Source organism: Cellulomonas sp. GbtcB1 (genome assembly GCF_019091725.1).
In the GTDB taxonomy this organism is placed as follows: Bacteria; Actinomycetota; Actinomycetes; order Actinomycetales; family Cellulomonadaceae; genus Cellulomonas.
Genome location: NZ_JAGXJG010000558.1, coordinates 1 through 236 on the forward strand (window position 1 = coordinate 1; position 236 = coordinate 236).

Genomic DNA, 236 nt, shown 5'->3' on the forward strand with positions numbered 1-236 from the left:
AACCAGAAGTACCCCGACCTGGCCCGCCGGTACGGGGCGGACCAGGTCCGCCTGCTGACCGGCGACACCACCCAGAACGGCGAGGCGCCGGTGGTCGTGATGACGTCCGAGGTGCTGCGCAACATGCTCTACGCCGGGTCGAGCACGCTCGACGGGCTCGGGTTCGTCGTGATGGTCGAGGTGCACTACCTCGCCGACCGGTTCCGCGGCCCGGTGTGGGAGGAGGTGATCATCCA

1 protein-coding gene is annotated in these 236 nt (G+C 69.1%); it reads left to right on the forward strand.

Annotated features, from left to right (window positions below):
• Positions 1-236, forward strand: a 236-nt coding sequence (locus KVT14_RS21380; RefSeq protein WP_217617386.1) for a hypothetical protein, incomplete at both ends; no start/stop codon positions are given.